A 5,419-nucleotide genomic window follows, 5' to 3' on the forward strand; every position below is an offset into this window, starting at 1 on the left:
TGCCTACGCCTATTGGGGCCTTACCGAAGCACTAAAATTCCTGGGTGAAATCTAGCTATGTGTGGCATATGCGGTATTTTTAACGAGAAAAACCAAGCGGCTATCACGGCCATGCTTGATTCAATCAAGCACCGTGGACCAGATTCTTTTGATGCTCGCGGTAACGATAACTATTCTTTCGGTGGGTGTCGGCTACAAATTGTTGGTGAGCGTATTATACCCCTCCCCTCCACCTTTTCCGACAACTTAGTCTTTCTAAACGGAGAGATTTACAATTATCGAGAGCTTGAGAATGACCTGGGGTCACAGGGCATAAGCTTCGAACATAATAGCGAGGAAGCGGTCATTTTCAAGCTCTTCCAAAAATATGGCGAAAGGGCACCAGCCTATCTAAAAGGCATGTTTGCCATTGCAATTATGGCCGAGGATAAACTTATTCTTGTTCGCGATAAGTTTGGCATCAAGCCGCTATATTATAAAAAGCTAGGTAGCAGAATCATTTTTGCTTCAGAGATAAAATCGATCCTTCAACATCCAGAGGTAACACCAAAAATAAACCATAGTGCCCTTGATGAGCTCTCGGTCTTTGGCTACATAGCATCCCTCGACCAAACACTATTTGAAGGCATCTATCAGGTGTCACCCGGACATGTCATAGCCTTTGAGTCGGGCAAAAAAACAAGCTATAAATTTGCCGAGCTACAGGAGTCAAATCTGCTAGCTCGCGAAGGGGATAATTATGAATCGGCTGCCATAATGCTCTATGCGACCATTAAAGCCAGTATGGCTCAGATGCTGGCTCATGGATCGCAAGAGAAAGGATTTTATCTTTCAGGTGGGATGGATTCTTCCCTCTTAGCAAGCGTTGCAGCAAGCCTTTCAGGCAAGCCCGTTTCAACCTTCACATTATCAGATTCCGAAGAATCTGAGGATTTGCTATCGGCTAGAAGAGTTGCTAAGGCATTAGGGGCTAATCATCATGAATTTAAAATTGGTATTAATGATTACTTAAAAGAGCTTCCGCATTTTATTCATCATTACGAGAATATAATTGCTGGTGGCGTCTTTGATATCCACGGTGGAATCGCTTTTCAGCTTCTCTCAGAAAAAATATCTAAACATGTGAGAGTTGCTTTCTCAGGAGAAGGGGCTGATGAATTATTTGGCGGCTATCCTTGGACTTATACCCATCCATTGGGCTTTTCTGATCGGATCCGCATGCGCCTCGAGCGCTTTAGAGATAACAAGAAGCTCGTAAGTCTTGTTGATTCACTCTTCCCTCAACCAGAAGATGAAGATATATACCGCAAGAACATTTTTGATTTCCTCATAAAGGGTGGGCTGGCTAATTACCATTTATGGAGCGTTGACAGATCCTGCTCGGCCTTCGGTTTTGAAGTGAGGCCCGCCTATCTTTATGATGATATTGCTGATTTTGCCCTGTCTCTGCCAATCGAGTATAAGGCGAGAAAAAATGAAACAAAGCGGATTCTTAAGGATGCTGCGCTCCCTCTCTTTAATCAATACGGCATTTCTGATGTTATCCATCGACAAAAACGCGGCATGCCAACTGCCGTTAACAACATCGCGAGCGAGCTTAAAGAACTAGCTCAGACGCTAATTACAAATAAGACCATATCCAAGCATCCTTTTAAGAAGTATATAATCAACCCTATAGACGCAATAATGTTTGACCTGTTCTTCTATATTTTCTTTGCAAACAAAGGAAATCTCCCGGATGGTCTTGATGTAATCGAGTTCTACAAAGAAGGCGTCAATGAAGATTTGTATGGTTAGTAAGTTTCCGCCGATTCAAGGCGGAATTGCGGCCAGAACATATTGGTTAGCAAGAGGACTCGCTGAAGCTGGGCATGAGATCACCATCGTGACTAATAGTGCCTCGGTCGAGAAGAATTATAAGATTTGCGGTTGCGATGAGCACTTGAGGACCCTAAAAAATATCAGTGTCCAGAGCATTAGCGATGCCACACCGTGGCATATCCCCAATTCGCAGGAATACACCATACGATTGCTCAACCGCATTTTACAGCTATTGAGATCCAAGCACTTCGATCTAATAGATGCCGGCTATCTGGTCCCGTACGGGATTGTCGCATACCTAGCGCATAAAGTTACTTCGGTTCCTTATGTAATTCGTCACGGCGGCAGCGATATTGCAAAATTTATGGATAATCCGGAATATAGAGACGTTATCAAAGAAACTATAAGCGCAGCGAACCTCGTTGTAACCGATGAAAAGCATGAAAAAATAAATGGCTTATTAAACCCAAATACGATCGTCTTGCCACCATATGTACCAGATGAGCGGGCTTTTAAGCCTACAAACAAGGCAGATAAGAGTGTTCCGGTCTTTGCTTATATCGGCAAGGTTAACTTTTTCTGGCGACGTAAGGGGCTCGATACAATCGCGAGTATGTTCAAGGAACTGGATAGTAGTAATTATCGGCTTATATTTGTTGCTGAAGGGTTAGGCTTAGAAGATTTTAAGAACTCATTGAGCCCAAATATGAGAGATCGCATCTCCTTCCAACCATTTGTCCCTCCATGGGAGATGCCCGGACTTCTAGCATCCATTGATTATCTTTTCCATTTTGTAGTCGATGAGCCAATTGAGAACCCACCAAATCTAGTTCTCGAAGCTTTAGCCTCAGGCACGGAGATCTTAACCAACCAAGACCTACAAACATCAGACGGTGTGCATAAGCTAGATCCCAGCGATATTCATACATGTGCTAATTATCTGGGTGATTTCATCTCAGATTATCCGAGCCACAAACCGAACGGTCAAGCAAAACTACCGTTCCTCAAGCCAAACCGCCAACGCTATATTCAACAAAATATCGAGATTTATCACCGCTTACTGAAAGCTTAAGAAGGTAACGCTAAGCCTACATTTTATCCCCTACGTTTCAAGATAATTAGCCATTGCAGCACACTTGCCTAAAGAACATTTGTTCAGTATAATATAGCTAAGTTAGCTAATTTAACTATATTGGGGAAAAATGGCTATTAAAAGTATTAGCTCAACCCAGGCACAAAATAATTTTGGGCAAGTTCTTGATGATATTACTCGTAATAATACACGATATATTGTAGAGCGCCGTGGAATACCGCAAATGGTTGCCTTTAGTTTTGACGATTTTGCACGAATGCTTGAGGATGAGAACGAGCGCAAGAGGCTTGATGGAATAATTAAAGAAATTCGCCCTAAGTATAATCTTGGGCGAGTGCTTGAAGAACAAGCGTAGAGAGGATAAATGGTTCCCTTGACAGATTCACAAAGTAATCAGCTGGAGCTGTTTAAGCTTATTAAAGAAAAAACAGCCATTCAAGCAAATAATAAAAATGGTGCGGAATTTAGTAATCCTGCTTTTGCAGGCAATAAAATACGTCCCATACATCGCTGGGTGCCATGGATAGCTGGCTTTTCAAGCGATTTTGTTAAAGACGCACTCCATGAATATTTGCATAATAAAGGTGTTGTTCTAGACCCATTCTCGGGTGTAGGAACAACTCTTGTTGATGCGGTGCTAGATGGCCATAATGCAGTAGGTTTTGAGATTAACCCTTATGCTGCACTTGCCTGCCATGCGAAGGCACATGCACATAGAATAGACATTAATATCCTCCAAAAGAACATGCTAAAGCTTAAGGAGTTCTATAAAGATAAGGCATCGTCCAACTATATTCCAATAAGTGAGCCGCCAAAGGGATTTAAAACGCGAGCTGAGTTTTATAGCCCTGCTGTCCTGGGCAAAGTCTTAATTATCCAAGATTTTATCAATTCTATCGAGAGCCCAGACATTCAAGAATTATTTAGACTTGCGTTTGCATCAACTATGGTTCGATATTCAAATTATTCTTATGAGCCTAGCTTGGGTCGCCGTGTTAGCGCTGGCAAGGATAATATAGAAGATTTCCCTGTTGGGGAAACCATATTAAATAAGTTAATAGATATGGCTGAAGACATCGCCTGGTTTAAAAAGAATTTACCGGCCTCCGATGCAACTGTAAGGATCATTAACGCTTCCTTCTTTGAGTATGAATCACATCTTACACCTGAGTCGGTTGATGTGATTATTACTTCACCCCCTTATCTTAATAATTACCACTACAACCGAAACACCCGTCCACAGCTATACTGGTTGGGGTACGCAGAGAATCCAAGGGATTTAAAACCCCTCGAGAACTCAAACTTTGGGAAGTACTGGCAAACAGTAAGAGGCCAAGAATGCCTAGAGCTTGGCTTCTTACTACCAGACAGCGATCTAGAAGATACGTTGAAGTTGCTTAGAACCCTTCATGCCGAGAAAGGGGTCTACGGTGGTAATGGTTGGGCAAATTATGCAGCAGCTTACTTTAGGGATTGTCACACATTTGCACAGGGAATAAATTATGCCCTTAAGCCAGGTAGCACAGCATTGGTCGTTATTGGGAATAGCATATTGCAAGGCGTTTCTATTCCGACCGACGTGTATTTTGGTAAGATCGCGGAAAGCATAGGCCTTGAGCTTGTGGATATACACATTCCAAGAGCAACGAGGGTCGGCAACAGCATTATCCAATCTGATGTCCGTGTGACTAAAGCTAAAAACTCACATCAACTTTATGAAGCGGTAGTAGAACTAAGGAAGCGGTAATTTACGAAGGGCTCTTTGCACCTTTTCAACAGTATCCTCTAAACGCGGCGAGGCTCCAGTTAAGCGCTCTGCCCACGGTCTTCCTGAGTGTAAAATATCCCACTCTGATTTAGCTTGATTGTATCGCCCCGAGCCAGGGTCATGATTACCGAAACCATCTACAACCGAGTTCCACAGCGGCATAAACCGCCTTATAAGCTCTGCCTCAACAGGGACGACTAAGTCGCTTTCGATATTCTGAAGAATCATAAAACGGCATTGAAGTTCATCGATATCTAAATTGGTAGCTTGCGCTATACTGCGAGCGTGCTCCACAAGCCTACCAAAGAGATTTGCAGATTCGGATATCTGCGTCCTCGCTGTTCTCCAACCAGCCGGAACAGCCTTGCCAACGTAAATTGGCTGCATCAAAGCCCTGCTGTTTAAGAATGCTATCGGCCTATAGAGTTCAAAACCACCAATATAGTAAAGCGCATAGACACCACCACCGATAAAGCGATCTGGAGGCGGAAGCCTATGAGCCGGGGTTTCAGAAAAGAACCTTATAGCATCATCCACTACGCTTCGGAACTTAGACGAACGGAAGATATGTAAATTCAGGTCAGCGTTTATTCCCATTTTTCTCCGCAACCCCGCAACTAATTACTATTGAGCTTTAATAATAGCATAAGCAACCAATGGCCGTAATAACAGATAGACTCTAAGCACACGTATACATCCAGGATTATTCGTTAAAATATTTTAGGCAAAAAGATGAA

General features: G+C 42.8%; 5 protein-coding genes. 4 read left to right on the forward strand and 1 reads right to left on the reverse strand.

Features of this window, described 5'->3' with window-relative positions; translation table 11 throughout:
- Positions 1 to 57 precede the first annotated feature (57 nt).
- The 4 genes from asnB (at position 58) to COY37_RS02085 (ending at position 4,661) form a co-directional block, all read left to right on the forward strand.
- The gene (asnB, locus tag COY37_RS02070; RefSeq protein WP_286679324.1) at positions 58 to 1,797 is read left to right on the forward strand and encodes an asparagine synthase (glutamine-hydrolyzing); all 1,740 of its coding nucleotides are present in this window, start codon (positions 58 to 60) and stop codon (positions 1,795 to 1,797) included.
- Positions 1,790 to 2,893, forward strand: coding sequence for a glycosyltransferase (locus tag COY37_RS02075; protein ID WP_286975802.1), 1,104 nt, complete (start codon positions 1,790 to 1,792; stop codon positions 2,891 to 2,893). The genes asnB and COY37_RS02075 overlap by 8 nt, the downstream gene beginning before the upstream one ends.
- 130 nt (positions 2,894 to 3,023) lie before the next feature.
- A complete protein-coding gene (locus tag COY37_RS02080; protein WP_286679326.1) occupies positions 3,024 to 3,269 on the forward strand; it encodes a type II toxin-antitoxin system Phd/YefM family antitoxin in 246 nt (81 codons plus the stop codon).
- Positions 3,270 to 3,287: 18 nt separating this feature from the next.
- Entirely contained in the window at positions 3,288 to 4,661 is a 1,374-nt protein-coding gene (locus COY37_RS02085) for a DNA methyltransferase (protein WP_286679327.1), read from the forward strand.
- Here COY37_RS02085 and COY37_RS02090 read toward each other — a convergent pair.
- Positions 4,647 to 5,279 (reverse strand): Eco29kI family restriction endonuclease, encoded by a 633-nt coding sequence (locus COY37_RS02090; RefSeq protein WP_286679328.1) that lies wholly within the window; start codon positions 5,277 to 5,279, stop codon positions 4,647 to 4,649. The genes COY37_RS02085 and COY37_RS02090 overlap by 15 nt on opposite strands.
- Positions 5,280 to 5,419 lie beyond the last annotated feature (140 nt).

The organism is Candidatus Aquicultor secundus (genome assembly GCF_002791875.1).
In the GTDB taxonomy this organism is placed as follows: Bacteria; Actinomycetota; Aquicultoria; order Aquicultorales; family Aquicultoraceae; genus Aquicultor_A; species Aquicultor_A secundus.

What these genes read in the sequence shown, in the direction of transcription:
- asnB (WP_286679324.1), top strand. Translation starts at nt 58, where the DNA reads ATGTGTGGCATATGCGGTATTTTTAACGAGAAAAACCAAGCGGCTATC.
- COY37_RS02075 (WP_286975802.1), top strand. Translation starts at nt 1,790, where the DNA reads ATGGTTAGTAAGTTTCCGCCGATTCAAGGCGGAATTGCGGCCAGAACA.
- COY37_RS02080 (WP_286679326.1), top strand. Translation starts at nt 3,024, where the DNA reads ATGGCTATTAAAAGTATTAGCTCAACCCAGGCACAAAATAATTTTGGG.
- COY37_RS02090 (WP_286679328.1), bottom strand. Translation starts at nt 5,279, where the DNA reads ATGGGAATAAACGCTGACCTGAATTTACATATCTTCCGTTCGTCTAAG.